This is a genomic window from Exiguobacterium aurantiacum (genome assembly GCF_001766415.1).
Lineage (GTDB): Bacteria > Bacillota > Bacilli > Exiguobacteriales > Exiguobacteriaceae > Exiguobacterium > Exiguobacterium aurantiacum_A.
In genome coordinates, this window is the sequence record NZ_MKXO01000005.1 from 1 (window position 1) to 17747 (window position 17747).

Below are 17747 nucleotides of genomic sequence, written 5' to 3' on the forward strand. Positions count from 1 at the left end.
CCCTCAGAGACGATGAGGTAGATAGGTCATGGGTGGAAGCACGGCGACGTGTGGAGCTGAATGATACTAATCGGTCGAGGCTTTGATCTAGAAACGGTTTGAACTTGATGAGTCTTCAGTTTTCAGGGAACAATTCCCTTGTCTGGTGGCGATAGCGAAGCGGCCACACCCGTTCCCATGCCGAACACGGAAGTTAAGCGCTTCAGCGCCGAAAGTAGTTGGGGGTCTCCCCCTGTGAGGATAGGACGTCGCCAGGCAAACGGTGGTTCTGGAGCATTCGCTCAAGGGCCGCCGCTTTTTTGTATTTTGTATCGTGACTCAAATGAAGGAGAGGAATAACAGATGGCCAAGAAAATCAAAGTATACGTCGAGCCAAACGAGACAGTCGGTGAGTGTTTAGACCGAATCGCTCAAATGGGGTATCGCCCGGTACGAAGGATTGAAAAGCCTGTCTTTGAAAAAACGGGAACCAAAGACGAACCTGTTCATTCTCATCAATCAATCTTATTTGAGTGCGTCGCTCTCAAACCATAATGCCAAACCGTCACGAATGCGTGGCGGTTTTTTTATTTTTGTAAAAACATCGTAAAGACGAACGATAAATATTCAGACAATTAAATTGTTCGCTGTTTGTTGACATGTTTTCAAAGAACAAGGTACGATAGGCTTGTGAGTTAAGAAAATCAAATATTGCTCCATATAATCGCAAGGAAATGGCTTGCAAGTTTCTACCTGATCACCGATTCTGATCAGACTATGGGGTATAGCCGACATTTTTTTGTCATGGCCTATACCCTAAACTGTTTAATCAGTTTAGGGATTTCTTTATTTAAGGGGGACGTTGATGTGAAGGTAACAGTAGGTGTGATCATGGGAAGTTCTTCTGACTGGGAGACGATGAAGCATGCGTGCGACGCGCTAGAAGAGTTAGACATTCCATACGAAAAGCAAGTCGTCTCCGCGCATCGAACGCCGGACTTGATGTTCCAATACGCCGAAGCGGCTCGGGAACGAGGGATACATGTCATCATCGCGGGTGCAGGCGGGGCGGCCCACCTTCCGGGTATGGTAGCAGCGAAGACGACGCTTCCGGTCATCGGAGTCCCGATTCAATCGAAAGCACTGAACGGACTTGATTCGTTACTGTCAATCGTTCAGATGCCAGCAGGTGTTCCTGTCGCAACGGTCGCCATCGGAAAAGCCGGAGCGACAAACGCCGGACTGTTTGCCGCTCAAATTCTCAGTCTTCAATTCCCTGAAGTCATCGATCGTCTAGAAACGTATCGTCAACAAAAACGAGACATGGCGCTGCGCGGAACGGAGGAACTCGTCTAATGAGAATCGGGATATTAGGCGGAGGACAGTTAGGGCGGATGATGTCACTCAGTGCGAGCGCAATGGGTTACGAGACGCTCAGTCTCGACCCGAACCCGACGGCTCCGGCAGCACAAGTCGCACCGAGTATCGTCGCCGGGTTCGACGACATCTCAGCGGCAAAAGAACTAGCAGGCCGTTCGGACATCGTCACGTACGAATTTGAAAATATCGACTCAGCGATGATTGAGGCGATTGCCGATAAATGTCCACAAGGGATGGACGTGTTAACAGCGACGCAGCATCGTCTGTTCGAAAAACAGATGATCGAGGCGGCCGGATTGCATGTCGCACCTTACGTGCCGGTCCGATCGGTACGGGACGTTTACCGGGCCGAAGATTTGCTAGGACTCCCATTGGTCATCAAAACATGCCGCTTCGGTTATGACGGGAAAGGGCAAACCGTGCTCCGGACATCACAGGACGTACGCGCGTTCATAGAACAGTTCAATGAAGATGAATATGTCGCCGAGGCGTGGTTGCCATTCCGAAAAGAAATCTCGGTCATCGTGACCAGAGGCGCACATGAGACGACAACATTCCCAATCAGTGAAAACATCCATCAAAATAACATCTTACATTTATCGATCGTTCCGGCCCGGCTCGACATGGACATTCTAGAAGATGCGCGCCATTTAGCACTTCAGCTCGCTGACCATGTTGGATTGATCGGTACGCTCGCCGTCGAACTGTTCGTGATGGAAGACGGCGAGCTATACGTCAATGAACTGGCCCCACGTCCTCACAATTCAGGACACTATACGCTTGATGCATGCGAGACGTCACAGTTCGAACAACACATCCGCGCGATTACGGGCATGTCACTCGGACGGACGACACAGTACACACCGGTCGTCATGGTCAATCTGCTCGGCGAACATATGGATAAAGTGAACCCACAAACGTTACCATCGAATGTTAAACTACATCTGTATGGAAAAGAAGAAGCGAAACCCGGACGGAAAATGGGGCACTTGAACGTGCTCGGCAGTACCGTCGAGGACGCGCTTCACACCATCGAACAACTGGCAATTTGGAAGGAGACCGTTTTATGATTTCACGTTACACCCGTCCCGAGATGGCGGCGATTTGGACAGATGAGAACAAGTTTGATGCATGGCTCAAAGTAGAGCTTTACGCTTGCGAGGCGTGGAGCGAACTAGGCGTCATCCCGAAAGAGGACGTCAACGTATTATGGGACAAGGCATCATTCGATGTCGAGCGTATCCTTGAGATCGAGCAGGAGACGCGCCATGACGTCATCGCCTTCACACGGGCCGTCTCAGAGACGCTCGGAGACGAGAAGAAATGGGTCCATTACGGTCTCACGTCGACTGATGTCGTCGATACGGCGCTATCGTACTTGATCAAACAAGCGAATGACATCCTTGAAGCCGATATCGATCGCTTCATCGACATCCTCGCCGAGAAAGCGAAAGCCCACAAATATGACATCATGATGGGTCGTACACACGGAGTCCACGCAGAACCGACGACGTTCGGTTTGAAACTCGCACTCTGGTACGAAGAGATGAAGCGAAACAAGAAACGGTTCATGGCCGCACGCGAGACGATCGAGTTTGGAAAAATGAGCGGCGCCGTCGGGACGTTCGCAAACATCGATCCGTTCATCGAGTCGTATGTGTGTGACAAGTTAGGGATTCAAGCAGCCCCGATCTCGACACAGACGTTACAGCGTGACCGCCACGCCGAGTACATGTCTACGCTTGCTTTGATCGCCACATCCATCGAGAAAATGGCGACCGAGATCCGCGGCCTTCAAAAGACAGAGACACGTGAGGTCGAAGAGTTTTTCGCCAAAGGCCAAAAAGGTTCGTCGGCGATGCCGCATAAACGTAACCCGATCGGTTCGGAGAACATGACGGGACTCGCCCGCGTGATTCGCGGTCACATGGTGACGGCATATGAGAACGTCCCGCTTTGGCACGAACGCGATATCTCGCACTCGTCAGCGGAACGGATCATCCTCCCGGACGCGACCGGCCTTCTGAACTACATGCTCAACCGCTTCGGCAACATCGTGAAGAACTTGACGGTGTTCCCGGAGAACATGCGCCGCAACATGGACCGGACGTTCGGCATCATCTTCTCGCAACGCATCCTGCTCGCCTTGATCGAGAAAGGCTGGTCACGTGAAGCCGCTTATGACGCGGTCCAACCGAAAGCGATGCAAGCGTGGGAAGAAGAGACAATGTTCCGGACGTTGATCGAGCAAGATGCCGAGATGGGCGCACTCTTCACGAGTGACGAGCTCGATGACTTGTTCGACCCGAGCCATCACGTACGTCGTGTCGATACAATCTTTGAACGCTGTGGTTTGTGATCGTTGAGGGGCGCTATGCCCCTCTCACTTTAAAGGGGGACGATACAGATGGAAGCAATCTACGAAGGTAAGGCGAAAGCGTTATACGAGACAGAAGAACAAGGTGTGCTCCGTGTCTACTATAAAGATGACGCGACGGCATTCAACGGAGAGAAAAAACAATCGATCGCAGGTAAAGGCGTGTTGAACAACGCCATCACGACGCGTTTGTTCGAGCTCATGCACGACAACAAGATTCCGACCCACTTCATCAAGAAACTGTCAGACCGCGAGCAGCTCGTACGCCGCGTCGACATTATCCCGCTTGAAGTCGTCGTACGCAACGTCGCCGCAGGGAGTCTCGCTAAACGGCTCGGCTGGGAAGAAGGGACGCCGCTGTTGTCGCCGATCGTCGAGTTCTACTATAAAGATGACGCACTCGGAGATCCGCTTTTAACAGAGGACCATATCCGTTTACTGCAAGTCGCCACACACAAAGAAGTCGAAACATTGCGACAACTTGGGTTGTGGGTGAACGATGTCTTGCTCGACTTCTTCGACAAACACGGTATCGATTTGATCGACTTTAAACTTGAGTTCGGTAAACTCGATGACACGATCATCCTCGCCGATGAGATTTCGCCCGACACGTGTCGCCTGTGGGATAAAGAGACGAAACAAAAGCTCGACAAAGACGTGTTCCGCAGAGACCTCGGATCACTGACAGAGACGTACGGCCAATTGTTAACACGCATAGGGGGAACTGACCAATGAAAAAAGTGAACGTGTACGTGACATTACGTGAAAGTGTACTTGACCCACAAGGCGTCGCCGTCAAAGGCGGACTCGAGCATCTCGGCTTCACAGGCGTCGAATCGGTACGAATTGGCAAAGTCATCGAACTTCAAGTCGCAGACGAGACGACCGAGGCGATGGTCCGTGACATGTGCGAGAAATTGCTCGTCAATACGGTCATCGAGAACTATCGGATCGAGATGGGGGTACTCGCATGAGGTTCGCAGTCATCGTCTTCCCGGGATCAAACTGTGACCTCGACATGTATCATGCGGTCAAAGACGTGCTCGGGGAGGAAGCGGAATATGTATTCCACACGGAGACGTCACTTGTCGGTTTTGATGGTGTGCTGTTACCAGGCGGGTTCTCATACGGGGACTACTTGCGTTGCGGCGCGATCGCCCAGTTCTCACCGATCATGAGTGAGGTGAAGCGGTTCGCTGAAGAGGGACGTCCGGTACTCGGCGTCTGCAACGGGTTCCAAGTGCTCGTCGAGGCAGGACTCCTACCCGGCGTATTGATGCGCAACCGTGATTTGAAGTTCATGTGCAAGACGGTCGAACTGAAAGTCGAGACGAACGAGACGATGTTTACGAGCGATTATGCGGTGGGCGAGACGATTCGCGTCCCGATCGCACATGGAGAAGGCAACTACTACTGTGACGAAGCAACACTCGAGACATTGCGAACGAACGGCCAGATCGCTTTCACCTACACAGACAACCCGAACGGATCGGTCGCGAACATCGCGGGCATCACGAACGCACAAGGAAACGTGCTCGGCATGATGCCGCACCCGGAACGAGCGGTCGAGGCGATGCTCGGCGGAGAAGACGGCAAACGGTTATTCACTTCGATTGTAAAATGGGGGACACGACATGTTACTTACAACTGAACCGACAGCGACGCACATCCGTGAACAAAGACTGTATGCCACAATGGGGCTCACTGACGACGAATACGCACTCGTCGTCTCGCTCTTAGGCCGTGACCCGAACTACACCGAGATCGGTTTATTCTCGGTCATGTGGTCTGAACACTGTTCGTACAAAAACTCGAAGCCAGTGCTCCGTAAATTCCCAACGACCGGAAAACACGTCCTTCAAGGACCCGGTGAAGGGGCTGGAATCGTCGATATCGGCGATGGTCAGGCGGTCGCCTTCAAAATCGAGAGCCATAACCACCCGTCGGCCATCGAGCCGTATCAAGGTGCGGCGACAGGTGTCGGCGGGATCATCCGCGACATCTTCTCGATGGGCGCACGTCCGGTCGCACTCCTCAACTCGCTCCGCTTCGGAGATTTGAACGAATCACGTGTGAAACATCTCTTCGGCCACGTCGTCTCCGGCATCGCCGGCTACGGCAACTGTGTCGGCATCCCAACGGTCGGCGGAGAAGTCGCGTTCGACCCGGCCTACGCCGGCAACCCGCTCGTCAACGCGATGTGTGTCGGTCTCATCCGCCACGAAGACATTCAAAAAGGGATCGCCGAGGGGGTCGGCAACTCGGTCATGTACGTCGGGGCGACAACGGGACGCGACGGCATTCACGGCGCCACGTTCGCCTCTGAAGAGCTCGGCGAAGACGCCGATGAGAAACGTCCGGCCGTCCAAGTCGGCGACCCGTTCATGGAGAAGTTGTTGATCGAGGCGTGTCTTGAAGTCATCAAACATCCGGCCCTCGTCGGCATTCAAGACATGGGTGCGGCCGGTCTGACGTCGTCTTCGGCTGAGATGGCATCGAAAGCGGGCATGGGCATCGAGATGAACCTCGACCTCGTCCCACAACGCGAGGCCGATATGACACCTTACGAGATGATGTTGTCCGAGTCACAAGAACGGATGCTCCTCGTCGTCAAGGCAGGACACGAAGACGAGATCGAAGCGATCGTCACGAAGTGGGGACTTCATGCGATCAAAATCGGCGAAGTCATCGAGCAGAAAGTGCTCCGTCTCGTCCATCACGGCGAAGTAGCCGCTGAAGTGCCGGTCGACGCGCTCGCGGAAGATGCGCCAGTTTATCATAAACCGTCAAAAATTCCAGCATACTACGAGGCGTTCCAAGCGATGACACCGGTTCAACCGGTCGTCACAGACGTGCTCGCGACGTGGAAAGACGTCCTCGCGATGCCGACGATCGCTTCGAAACGTTGGGTGTACGAGCAATACGACCATATGGTCCAAACGTCGACCGTCGTCGCACCAGGTAGCGACGCGGCCGTCATCCGAATCCGTGACACGGACAAGTCGCTCGCGATGACGACCGACTGTAACGCGAAGTATGTCTACCTCGACCCGCGCGTCGGCGGTGCCATCGCAGTCGCTGAAGCGGCGCGCAACATCATCGCGAGCGGTGCCGAGCCACTTGCGCTCACCGATTGCCTGAACTTTGGGAGTCCGGACAAACCGGAAGGGTTCTGGCAGCTCGACCAAGCCGTCGAAGGTATGGCCGAGGCGTGTTTAGCACTCGACACACCGGTCATCGGCGGGAACGTCTCGCTTTATAACGAGTCGAACGGGACGGCGATCTACCCGACACCGGTCGTCGGCATGGTCGGTTTGATCACGAAACCGGAACATATCACGACGTCACACGCCAAGACAGCGGGAGATGTCATCTTCCTTCTCGGCGATACGAAGCCTGAATTTGGCGGCAGTGCGCTACAAATGTTGCAAGACGGAAAAGTGAGCGGACAAGCACCGACGCTCGACCTCGAGATCGAGAGCCGTCACCAGCAATCTCTGCTCACGGCAATTCGTCAAGGACTCGTCACGGCAGCTCACGACGTCTCAGAAGGTGGCTTAGCAGCGGCACTTCCTGAGCTCGTGTTCGGAACGGGGCTCGGTGCAGACGTCAGCATCGACACGGATCTCGTGACGACACTGTTCAGCGAGTCACAGTCGCGCTTCCTCGTCACGGTCGCGTCAATTCACGCGGACACGTTCGCCAAATTGACGAACGCCACACGAATCGGTCAAGTGACCGAAGCGGCGCAACTGACGGTCCGCTCGAGCGATCGGTTAATTGAAATGGACGTCACTGAACTTGAACGTGTATGGGAAGGAGCTATTCCATGTTATATGACATCCGAGGCATGAACGAGGAGTGTGGGGTGTTCGGGGTGTTCAATCACCACGAAGCGTCACACCTCGCCTACTACGGACTGCACAGCCTGCAACACCGAGGTCAGGAAGGGACGGGCATCGTCACGGCTGACGGCGAGCGCCTGCACGCGAAACGCGGGCTCGGTCTCGTCGCCGAAGTGTTCGACGAACCGTCGCTCGATGCCCTGACCGGACATCACGCCATCGGTCACGTCCGTTATTCGACCGCGGGCGGCAACACGCTTGAGAACGTCCAACCGCTCCATTTCAAATCGCTCACCGGGGATCTCGCGATGGCGCATAACGGCAACCTCGTCAACGCCAACGAGTTGAAACATATGCTCGAGGCGGAAGGGGCGATCTTTCAGACGACGTCTGACACGGAAGTCGTCGCCCACTTGATCAAACGGAGCCGCGGCAACTCAATGAAAGAGCGAATCTCGGACAGCTTGGCGCGTCTCGTCGGCGCGTTCGCCTTTCTCTTCTTGACAGAAGACGCGCTCTACGTCGGCGTCGACGTCCATGGTTTGCGGCCCCTCTCGCTCGGTAAGACTGAAGACGGGGCGTTCGTATTCGCCTCAGAGACTTGCGCGTTCGACATCGTGGGGGCAACGTACGTACGTGACGTCGAACCGGGTGAACTGTTGATGATCACGAAAGACGGGATCGTCTCAGAACGCTACAGTGAAGCAGCGGTCCGGGCGATGTGTTCAATGGAATACATCTACTTCTCGCGGCCAGACTCAATCATCGACGGGATCAACGTCCACACGGCCCGTAAGACGATGGGGAAAAAAATGTTCGACGAGGCACCGGTCGAGGCGGACGTCGTGACCGGCGTTCCAGACTCGAGCATCTCGGCAGCCATCGGGTACGCCGAGGCGAGCGGGATCCCGTACGAGATGGGTCTCATCAAAAACCGTTACGTCGGGCGGACGTTCATCCAGCCGTCACAAGAATTGCGTGAGCGTGGCGTCAAGATGAAGCTGTCGGCGCTACGTGGGGTCGTCAACGGCAAGCGTGTCATCATGGTCGATGATTCGATCGTCCGGGGCACGACGAGCCGTCGCATCGTCAAGTTGCTGCGGGAAGCCGGGGCAACCGAGGTACACGTGCGCATCACGTCACCACCGATCAAACATCCGTGCTATTACGGTATCGATACATCATCAAAGGACGAGTTGATCGCGGCCACCAAATCGATCGAAGAGATTAAACAAGAGATCGGGGCCGACTCATTAGCGTTCCTCACATTAGACGGTACGGTCGAAGCAATCGGCCGACCGTTCGAAGGAAACTTGCGCGGGCAGTGTGCCGCTTGCTTCACCGGACTTTATCCAACTGAACTAGCGGAACTTGTGACAGAGACAAAAGCTTGAGGGGGACTGACGATGAGTTTAAGATATGAACAAGCGGGTGTGAATTTAGAGGCAGGTTATGAAGCGGTGTCACGCATGAAGCGTCACGTCGCACGGACGATGCGTCCAGAAGTGATGACCGGACTTGGCAGTTTCGGGGCGATGATCGATCTCGGCTCGATGCAATTGAAACATCCGATCCTCGTGAGCGGGACGGACGGGGTCGGCACGAAGCTAAAACTCGCGTTCGCGCTCGACCAACATGATACGATTGGAATCGATTGCGTGGCGATGTGCGTCAACGACTGTCTCGTCCACGGAGCCGAACCGCTCTACTTCTTAGACTATATCGCGACTGGAAAAGCGGAACCGGCGAAGCTCGAACGCATCGTCGCGGGTGTGGCCGAAGGCTGCGTCCAAGCAGGGTGTGCCCTCGTCGGCGGCGAGACGGCCGAGATGCCGGGCATGTATCCGGACGGGGAGTACGATATCGCCGGGTTTGCCGTCGGTGTCGTCGAGAAAGAGTTACTCATCGACGGACGGACGATCGAAGCGGGGGACATCGTTCTAGGGTTAGCTTCGTCAGGTGTCCATTCGAACGGTTTCTCGCTCGTCCGTCACATCGTCGAGGCGCAAGGGCTCGAGTACACGGATGAAATCGCGATGCTCGATACGACGCTCGGGAACGCCTTATTGCTACCGACCCGCATCTATTCGGAAGCGGCGAAAGCGGCCATTTCGACCGGACTCGTCCAAGGGATGGCCCACATCACTGGCGGCGGTTTCTATGAGAACGTACCGCGCATGCTGCCTGAAGGTCTTGGTGTCACGTTTGACGCATCAAGCTGGCCGAGCCTGCCGGTATTCGACTGGCTCGAACAAGTCGGCCACGTGTCGAAGCAAGAGATGTTCAACGTGTTCAATATGGGCATCGGCTTCATGATTACGGTACGTCCCGAAGACGTCGACACGGTACAAGCCGCGCTCGAACGGATCGGCGAGACGTCGCATCGGATCGGCAAAGTCGAAGCGAAACCAGGCGTCCGGATTATGGGGGTCGACCAGTGAAGCGGTTCGCTATCTTCGCCTCTGGATCTGGGAGCAACGCCGAAGCGATTTGGGAAGCGATTGAGCATGGCGAGCTGAGTGGACAGTGCATGCTCCTCGTCACGGATAAGCCTGAGGCGAAAGTGCTCGAGCGGGCAGACCGTCATCATATCCAGACGTTCTCGTTCGAGCCGAAGGCGTATGCGTCAAAGTCAGAGTTTGAGTGGGAGCTGCTCGTTCTGTTAGAAGCGCTACACGTCGACTATATCGTCTTGGCGGGTTATATGCGTTTAATCGGGGATGTGCTGCTCGCGGCGTATCCGGGTCGGATCATCAATATCCATCCGTCGCTCTTGCCGGCCTTCCCAGGAAAAGACGCGATCGGTCAAGCGCTTGCCGCGAACGTGTCGACGAGCGGTGTCACCGTCCATTACGTCGACGCCGGGATGGACACGGGTCCAATCATCGCGCAAGAAGAAGTCGACATCGCGGGATGTGACCGCATCGAGGCGGCCCACCGGATTCAAGCGATCGAACACCAACTCTATCCACGCGTATTACAACAAGTGTTGAACCAACAGGAGGTTTTCAAGTGAGAGCATTACTGAGTGTGTCAGATAAAACAGGTATCGTCGAACTCGCGCGCGTCTTGCACGAAGCGGGCATCGAACTCATCTCGACAGGTGGGACGGAAGCGGCACTCGTCGCGGCCGGACTGCCCGTGAAAAATATTTCGGAAGTGACATCGTTCCCCGAGATGCTCGACGGACGTGTCAAGACGCTGCATCCGCTCGTCCATGGCGGTCTGCTCGGACGCCGTGATTTAGATTCACACGTCGAACAGATGAAACATCACCACATTGAGCCGATCGACTACGTCGTCGTCAACTTGTATCCGTTCAAAGAGACGATCGCGAAAGAGAACGCGACGTATGAAGAGGCGATTGAAAACATCGATATCGGCGGCCCGAGCATGCTCCGTTCAGCCGCGAAGAACCATGCGAGCGTGACGGTCGTCGTCGACCCGGCCGACTACGACAACGTTGCCGCCGAGATTCAGAATGGCGGTACGTCGTTTGAGACGCGGCAACGACTCGCTTTGAGGGCGTTCCGTCATACGGCGGCGTACGACGCCTTGATTGCCGACTATTTAGGTCAGCAAATCGGCGAAACGTTCCCAGAACAGCTGACGGTCACGTACGAAAAAGTCCAAGACCTTCGTTACGGGGAGAACCCGCACCAACAGGCGGCGTTCTATAAGACTCCGCTCTATGACGGTATGACGCTCGCCAACGCGGTGCAACTCCACGGCAAAGAACTCTCGTATAACAACATCCAAGATACGAACGCGGCGCTCGAGGCGCTCAGCGAGTTGACGGAACCGGCAGCGGTCGTCGTCAAACATATGAATCCATGCGGCGTCGCTGTCGGTCGGACGATCAGCCAAGCGTTCGATCGAGCCCATGCGGCCGACCCAGTCTCGATTTTCGGCGGCATCGTCGCCCTCAATCGTGAAGTCGACCTCGAGACGGCAGAAGCGCTCCGCAACATCTTCTTAGAGATCGTCATTGCCCCATCCTTTAGTGAGGCAGCACTTGACCGATTGAAAGAGAAAAAGAATTTACGTCTATTGACGCTTGAGATGGGGCAGATGACAGGCATGCGTCTGACGGCAGTCGCGGGCGGTCTCCTCGTCCAAGACGGCGACGACATGATACTCGACGATGCTTCGTGCCAAATCGTGACCGACCGTCGTCCGACGGCGGCCGAATGGGAAGACTTGAAGCTCGCGTGGCGTGTCGTCAAACACGTGAAATCAAACGCAATCGTCGTGGCGAAAGACGAGACGACGATCGGTATCGGTGCCGGACAGATGAACCGAGTCGGTGCGGCGAAAATCGCTTTCGAACAGGCAGGGGACCGTGCAGTCGGTGCCGCGCTTGGCAGCGACGCGTTCTTCCCGATGGGCGATACGGTCGAAGCTGCAGCTGCAGCCGGCATTACGGCCATCATCCAGCCAGGTGGTTCGATTCGGGACGACGAGTCGATTGAAGCGGCGAACCGTCACGGCATTACGATGGTGTTCACTTCAGTCCGACATTTCAAACATTGAGAGGAGCAAGAGGATGAACGTACTCGTCATTGGCCGCGGCGGCCGTGAACACGCGCTCGCGTGGAAGTTGAGACAAGACGGGCATGACGTATTCGTCGCCCCGGGTAACTTGAACATGGACGGTGTGACGTGTGTGCCGATTGAAGAGACGGACGTCACCGCACTCGTCCGCTTCGCAGAGACCGAAGACATCGATTGGACGATCGTCGGGCCTGAGTCAGCGCTCATGGCGGGTGTCGTCGATGCGTTCAACGCGAGCGGACGACGCATCTTTGGACCGACGAAAGCAGCGGCGTTGCTAGAAGGCAGCAAAGCGTTCGCCAAAGAAATCATGCGTGAAGCGAACATCCCGACAGCAGCTTATGAGACGTTCACGGAAGCGGAAGCGGCGCTCGCTTATATTGAGTCAATCGGGGCACCGCTCGTCGTCAAAGCGGACGGTCTCGCTGCCGGTAAAGGGGTCACGGTCGCCTTCTCGCTCGATGAGGCACGTGCGGCGATTCATGACATCTTCGCGACCGACAAGTTCGGTGACCAGTCACGCGTCGTCATCGAAGAATTTTTGGACGGGGAAGAGTTTTCACTCATGGCGTTCGTCTCCGGTGAACACGTCATCCCGATGATCACGTCGCAAGACCATAAGCGCGCGTTCGACGGGGACAAAGGACCGAACACGGGCGGGATGGGGGCGTATAGCCCGATGCCTCATTTAGAGGAAGCCGTTTATATTGAGTCGGTAGAGCGTGTGCTCGTCCCGCTCGCGCGGGAGATGGTGGAGCGGGGGACGCCGTTCGAAGGATTCTTATATGCGGGTCTGATTCTGACGGAAGACGGACCGAAAGTGATCGAGTTCAACGCCCGGTTCGGTGACCCGGAAACGGAAGTCATCCTCCCGAACTTGGCGTCGCCGCTCCTTGACGTCATCGAGGCGGTCGTCGCTAAACGACCGTATGCGATTGAATGGCTTGACGGGTATACGATCGGTGTCGTCGTCGCGGCCGCCGGTTATCCGGAACAAGCGACGACGGGGCAAGTGCTCTCGGATTTTGAGCGCTTGCCGAAAGACGTGCTCGTGTTTCATGCGGGGACGACGCGTGACGGTAGTCACATCATCGGGAACGGTGGGCGACTGTTCGTCATCACGTCGACGAAACCGACCTTGCTTGAAGCGAAGACGGCCGTTTACGCCGCGCTCGAACAGTTAACATTACCGCACACGTTCTATCGTCGAGACATCGGCGGACGGGCGCTTGCGCGGATTTTTTAAAGGATGGGTCAACCCATCCTTTTTTTCATGCGAAAAAAAGGGAATACCGGCTTCCTGCTCTACAATGGTGAAGTAGATTGAAGGAAGAAGGTGGTCGACGTGCGCATTCGGACGAAGCTGATGATTGCGGTTGCCGTGAATATACTTGTGTTTGTCAGTGTCATCTTTTTTGTGATTCGTCCCTACTTTATCGAGAAAAGCATGGAGCAAGACCGTCAAACGGTCGAGAGTCAAATTGCGAGTGTGACCGAGACGCTCGCGAATCGAAAAAGTACGCTTGAACGGACGCTCGTCGACTGGGCGGTTTGGAACGACACGTATGCGTTCATTCAAAATCAGAACGATTCTTACATAGCGAGCAATATAAGTGAGGAGTCGCTCGAAAACTTGAGTGTGCAAGCGATTGTGTACTTGAACCGTGAAGGTGAGGTCCACTATTCGACATTCCGTCAAGAAGACGCCCCGTTGTCTAAAGCGGATCGGCAAACGATCATCTCAGATATTACGAATCGGTTGAGCCCGGGCCTAGAAAAACAAGACGGTGTATATGACAGCGACTATGGACCGATCCTATACGCCAGTCACCCAATCTTACGGAGTGACACGAGCGGACCTGTTCAAGGAACGCTCGTCATGCTTGAATTTGTTGACGCGGATTTTTTGGCAGACTTAAGCGCCCAAACGAAAATTCCGCTGACGATGCAGCCTGTCCAACATAGTGAGACGAAGATGACGCTCAAAAATGATGGGACCGAGGTCGTCGTGCCACTCGATACCGTCTTTCAAACGGCAGACTTTGAAGTCGGCTTTATCGTCGAACCGACCCATTACCAGAACACGATCTCGATGCTGAGGCTCGGGATGTTGTCGTTGCTTGCTTTAGCGTTAGGTCTGTTCTTGTCGCTTCTATGGACGATTCATCATGTCGTGATTCGGCGGGTGATGGAAATCGTCGATGAGTTGAAACACATCACGGTCGAGCGCGATAGCCGGCTCCGTCTGCGTCGAGATCAACATAGCCGAGACGAGATCGAACAGATGGCGACGAGCATGAACGAAGTGCTCTCGGCACTCGAAGATACGCGGGCAGAAGTGCTCGATCGCGCGTTTCGCGATGCGTTGACGTTGCTGCCGAACCGGCTCGCCCTCGAAGACTATTTTTCGACCGTGAGGGGGAGCCATGAACGGATCGGTGTGATCGGTTTGGACTTAGACGACTTCCGACGTATCAACGACCAGTTCGGTCACCGTACCGGTGATGCCGTCTTGATTTATATCGCGTCGCGTCTGAATTTCTATAAAGAAGCCGGATTTGCGGCCCGGCTCGGTGCGGATGAGTTCATTTTCTTGCATCCGGATTGGACATTCGAAGAATTGAAGCCGATCGCGCGACGGCTGACGAAAGATTTGAAAAACTGGTCCGACGTGAACGGTGTCAAAGGAATGACGGCGACAATCGGTCTCGATGTGTTCGCCTGTCGCGAGTCGCATCATACGTACGAAGTCATGATGGGACGTCTCGACGTCGTCATCCATGAGGCCAAACTGTCTGGGAAAAATCGGATCCTGTCGTTCCAAGACATCGAGGATGGAAGTCACTATCTCCAGACGCTCGAGATGGAGCGTGACTTACGCTACGCGCTTGAACATGATGAGTTCGAGCTATACTACCAGCCGATCGTGTCCCCGCGCCCGTTCGCTGTCCGCGGGGTCGAGGCGCTCATTCGCTGGAACCATCCGGGTAAAGGACAAATTTCACCTGGGCTGTTTATCCCGATTGCGGAGCAACTGGGACTCATCTCAGATATCGGGCGCTGGGTACTCAGCCAGTCCATGTTGGAGATGAAAGAGCACGCAGCCCGCCATCACTTGTTCTTGTCGATCAACGTCTCGAAGCGTCAAATTGCGGACGGTTCGTTCCTTCAGGAGTTAGAGGATGTGTTGCACGAAACAGGGTTTGACCCGCTCCTGCTCCATGTCGAGATTACGGAAAGCGAGGTCGGGGGTAACTTGTATGAGCTGCAACAGTTCATCCGTTCGCTCAAAGCAATCGGCGTCAAGATCTCACTCGACGACTTCGGTGTCGGCACATCGTCGCTGTCGTTCTTGCAATCGCTGCAACTCGACATCATCAAGATCGATCAAAACTTCGTCAAAGGGATTCCTGAGAACACGTTCGACCGGGCCCTCCTTGAAGGACTTTACCAGACGTTCCATACGCTCGGGCTCGACATCGTCACCGAAGGGGTCGAACGTCCGGAACAGCTCGCGTTCGTGCTCGAGCATAGCGGTTCATTGATTCAAGGCTACCATTACAGTAAGCCGGTTCCGCTCGCGCAACTGGAGCATTATTTGAAGAAAACGGCAACGATGTACGATTGGTGAAGGCGCCTCTGTGAAGAGGCGTCTTTATTATGTGAATTTCGTGTGAATTCCGTTACAATTGGCAACATAGCTTGCAGGTGTTTCATAGAAAAGGTAAACTTGAAACAAATGAAAGAAAACGCTTACAATATTATTTTTTGATACTATTGAAGCGATTAAGGGAGGACTGGGTTCGATGCCTTTAAAACGATCGGCGCGGGCACCGTGGTCAAAAGCGATGATTCGCTCACAACTTGAAGTCGTGGATCAATTGCGACCACCTTCGCTCGTATTGACAAATGCCACATACTTAAACGTGTACGTGAAACAGTGGAAACAGGCTAACATATGGATTGAAAACGACCGCATCGTTTACGTCGGACCAGACGTGCCGGATTCGGCCGTCGAGACGGTCGACATGACCGGGAAATATATCGTACCAGGTTACATCGAGCCGCACGCGCATCCGTTCCAACTTTATAATCCGGCGACGCTGTCGAAGTATGCAGGCGAGCGGGGTACGACGACGCTCGTGAACGATAACATGCTTCTTTTTTTACAAGACAAGGAGCAAGCGTTTGCGCAACTCGAGGCGATTCAACAGCTCCCGACGAGTACGTATTGGTGGGCTCGGCTCGACACGCAAACCGAGCTCGACCGCGACAGCGTCCTCGTCGACTCGGAGCGCGTCCACGCGTGGTTCAATCATCCTGACGTCGTCATGGCTGGAGAATTGACGGCTTGGCCGCGTACGTTAAAAGGTGACGATGAGATGCTCCAATGGATGCTCGACGCGGAGACGTGCGGTCTCCCGGTAGAAGGACATTTCCCAGGCGCGTCCGCGAAGACGTTGACGAAGATGGCGTTGATGGGTGTTCACAGCGACCATGAGGCGATGACGGCGAACGAGGCGTTATGTCGACTCGAACACGGCTATACGACGACGCTCCGCCATTCGTCGATCCGTCCCGATTTGCCGGGCATGATTCGCGGGTTATTGGACGCAGGTCTCGAAGCGTACGACCACTTGATGGTGACGACGGACGGTTCGACCCCAGGGTTTTATCAAGACGGCCTTCAGGACGCGCTTGTGAAGATTATGATCGAGGCGGGTCTGCCTGCCATCGAGGCGTATCGGATCGTGTCGCTCAACGTGGCGCGGCATTTCGGACTCGATCACGTCCTCGGCTCGATTGCGCCGGGACGGATCGCCCACCTGAACATCCTCGATGCGATCGATGAGCCGCGTCCGTCGGCCGTCATCGCTAAAGGCCAATGGATATACCGGGACGGGGCCTCGCTCTTCCCGAACGAACTCATCGAGGCGGCGCTCGCGCTCATGCCGGCGACCGACGTCACGATCGACTTGACGCCAAACGATTTATCGTTCAGCATGCCGGTCGGTCTCGATATGGTCAATTCGGTCATTATGAAGCTGTTTAAAATCACACACGACACCGGTCAAGACGAACTGCCGCGCGACTGCGACGAATCGTTCTTGATGCTGTTAGATAAAGAAGGAAAATGGCGGCTCAATACGGTGCTGAAAGGGTTCGCCAACGATTTCGGCGGTCTTGTCAGCTCGTATTCGATCAGCGGCGACTACTTGATCCTCGGGAAGTGTAAACAAGACATGTTGATGGCGTTCGAACGGATGAGAGAGCTCGGCGGCGGGATCGTCCTCGTCGACAGAGGGGAAATCATCGCGGAGATCCCGTTACCGCTCTGCGGGATGACTTCGACAGAGCCGCTCGAACAATTGATTGTCGAAGAACAACGGTTGCGTGCCGAGCTGATTGCCCGCGGCTATCACTTCGAGGACCCGGTCTATACGTTGCTGTTCCTGGCGTCGACCCACTTGCCTTACGTCCGGGCGACACCGCTCGGTATATACGAAGTTATGAAAAAACAAATACTATTTCCGGCAATTTTACGATGAACAGTTGAGTCCGAGCCGGTCGTGCTTTAGAATGATAAAGAAGTACGATGAGAGAGGATGCTT

At 54.9% G+C, this 17747-nt stretch carries 15 protein-coding genes, 2 rRNA genes and 1 riboswitch; all 17 genes read left to right on the forward strand.

Going from position 1 to position 17747, the window contains the following annotated elements:
* Window positions 1-90 (forward strand): 23S ribosomal RNA (locus BJU60_RS10320); the annotation flags it as partial.
* Window positions 91-141: 51 nt separating this feature from the next.
* A 5S ribosomal RNA gene (rrf, locus tag BJU60_RS10325) occupies window positions 142-257 on the forward strand.
* Between the two features lie 85 nt (window positions 258-342).
* Window positions 343-534, forward strand: a complete 192-nt coding sequence (locus BJU60_RS10330; protein WP_034809046.1) for an NETI motif-containing protein — start codon at window positions 343-345, stop codon at window positions 532-534.
* Between the two features lie 141 nt (window positions 535-675).
* Window positions 676-777, forward strand: a riboswitch (purine riboswitch).
* Window positions 778-846: 69 nt separating this feature from the next.
* Window positions 847-1335: a 5-(carboxyamino)imidazole ribonucleotide mutase gene (gene purE, locus BJU60_RS10335; protein ID WP_141737246.1), complete on the forward strand. Its 489-nt coding sequence runs from the start codon at window positions 847-849 to the stop codon at window positions 1333-1335.
* Window positions 1335-2429, forward strand: a complete 1095-nt coding sequence (purK, locus tag BJU60_RS10340) for a 5-(carboxyamino)imidazole ribonucleotide synthase (protein WP_070328799.1) — start codon at window positions 1335-1337, stop codon at window positions 2427-2429. Before purE ends, purK begins: the two co-directional genes overlap by 1 nt.
* On the forward strand, window positions 2426-3718 hold the full coding sequence (gene purB, locus BJU60_RS10345) for an adenylosuccinate lyase (protein ID WP_070328800.1): 1293 nt from the start codon (window positions 2426-2428) through the stop codon (window positions 3716-3718). Before purK ends, purB begins: the two co-directional genes overlap by 4 nt.
* A 48-nt stretch (window positions 3719-3766) precedes the next feature.
* Window positions 3767-4471, forward strand: coding sequence for a phosphoribosylaminoimidazolesuccinocarboxamide synthase (gene purC / locus BJU60_RS10350; RefSeq protein ID WP_070328801.1), 705 nt, complete (start codon window positions 3767-3769; stop codon window positions 4469-4471).
* Window positions 4468-4710, forward strand: a complete 243-nt coding sequence (gene purS / locus BJU60_RS10355; protein ID WP_021065194.1) for a phosphoribosylformylglycinamidine synthase subunit PurS — start codon at window positions 4468-4470, stop codon at window positions 4708-4710. The genes purC and purS overlap by 4 nt, the downstream gene beginning before the upstream one ends.
* Window positions 4707-5387 carry a phosphoribosylformylglycinamidine synthase subunit PurQ gene (gene purQ, locus BJU60_RS10360; protein ID WP_070328802.1) on the forward strand — a complete coding sequence of 227 codons (681 nt, stop codon included), beginning with the start codon at window positions 4707-4709 and terminating at the stop codon, window positions 5385-5387. The genes purS and purQ overlap by 4 nt, the downstream gene beginning before the upstream one ends.
* Window positions 5371-7590, forward strand: a complete 2220-nt coding sequence (gene purL, locus BJU60_RS10365; RefSeq protein WP_070328803.1) for a phosphoribosylformylglycinamidine synthase subunit PurL — start codon at window positions 5371-5373, stop codon at window positions 7588-7590. Before purQ ends, purL begins: the two co-directional genes overlap by 17 nt.
* The gene (purF, locus tag BJU60_RS10370) at window positions 7566-8975 is read left to right on the forward strand and encodes an amidophosphoribosyltransferase (protein ID WP_070328804.1); all 1410 of its coding nucleotides are present in this window, start codon (window positions 7566-7568) and stop codon (window positions 8973-8975) included. Before purL ends, purF begins: the two co-directional genes overlap by 25 nt.
* 12 nt (window positions 8976-8987) lie before the next feature.
* Window positions 8988-10022, forward strand: a complete 1035-nt coding sequence (gene purM / locus BJU60_RS10375; RefSeq protein WP_070328805.1) for a phosphoribosylformylglycinamidine cyclo-ligase — start codon at window positions 8988-8990, stop codon at window positions 10020-10022.
* Window positions 10019-10597 (forward strand): phosphoribosylglycinamide formyltransferase, encoded by a 579-nt coding sequence (purN, locus tag BJU60_RS10380; RefSeq protein WP_070328806.1) that lies wholly within the window; start codon window positions 10019-10021, stop codon window positions 10595-10597. The genes purM and purN overlap by 4 nt, the downstream gene beginning before the upstream one ends.
* Complete coding sequence (gene purH, locus BJU60_RS10385) at window positions 10594-12114, forward strand: bifunctional phosphoribosylaminoimidazolecarboxamide formyltransferase/IMP cyclohydrolase (protein ID WP_070328807.1); 1521 nt, start codon at window positions 10594-10596, stop codon at window positions 12112-12114. Before purN ends, purH begins: the two co-directional genes overlap by 4 nt.
* 13 nt (window positions 12115-12127) lie before the next feature.
* Window positions 12128-13381, forward strand: a complete 1254-nt coding sequence (gene purD, locus BJU60_RS10390; protein WP_070328808.1) for a phosphoribosylamine--glycine ligase — start codon at window positions 12128-12130, stop codon at window positions 13379-13381.
* 99 nt (window positions 13382-13480) lie between these two features.
* Window positions 13481-15766: a bifunctional diguanylate cyclase/phosphodiesterase gene (locus tag BJU60_RS10395; RefSeq protein WP_254281688.1), complete on the forward strand. Its 2286-nt coding sequence runs from the start codon at window positions 13481-13483 to the stop codon at window positions 15764-15766.
* A 175-nt stretch (window positions 15767-15941) separates the two neighbouring features.
* The gene (locus BJU60_RS10400; protein ID WP_070328810.1) at window positions 15942-17684 is read left to right on the forward strand and encodes an adenine deaminase C-terminal domain-containing protein; all 1743 of its coding nucleotides are present in this window, start codon (window positions 15942-15944) and stop codon (window positions 17682-17684) included.
* The last annotated feature ends 63 nt before the right edge of the window (window positions 17685-17747 follow it).